The sequence below is a fragment of the Halorubrum sp. Atlit-26R genome (assembly GCF_003666015.1).
Lineage (GTDB): Archaea > Halobacteriota > Halobacteria > Halobacteriales > Haloferacaceae > Halorubrum.
The window spans coordinates 1-459 of sequence record NZ_QPLT01000488.1; the positions used below are offsets into that span (position 1 = coordinate 1).

1 protein-coding gene is annotated in these 459 nt (G+C 52.3%); it reads left to right on the forward strand.

What is annotated here, in order from left to right; all coding sequences use genetic code 11:
• Nucleotides 1-80: 80 nt before the first annotated feature.
• The coding region (locus DVK07_RS22575) for a hypothetical protein (RefSeq protein ID WP_147441337.1) at nt 81-459 on the forward strand (379 nt) is incomplete at its 3' end.

A 459-nucleotide genomic window follows, 5' to 3' on the forward strand; every position in this document is an offset into this window, starting at 1 on the left:
TGAATGATGGTTCTGTAAACGGATTTGCAGAAGCCAGCTTCATAAACACGAGATCGCAGTCCGGTACGAGTCGTTTCGGGATGGAGACGCCGCACGCACGAGGAAAAGAGGAATCACTCGACAGATCGAGTCGAACTGACGACTTGATGCTCACTATCGAACATAACGTCGATCGTCTCGTCTTCCACAGCAAACGTAATCTCGACTCGGAGGGGGTCTTCTTCGACTACCGTCACCGATTCGTCGGCTGCGACCGTCACGTCGTGCCATTCTCGAACGAGTGGGGGTTCGAGCCCACTATCGAGCAAAAACCGCCGTACCTCGTCCGTTGTCAGGGCAACAGAAGACAGATCCGAGTAATAATAGTTATTGCAAAAACTACATTTCAGGCTACTGATTACGCCACCGACAGCCAACGAATCGAGACCTTCGCTCAGGTCGTCGACGAGTTTGGTCTCC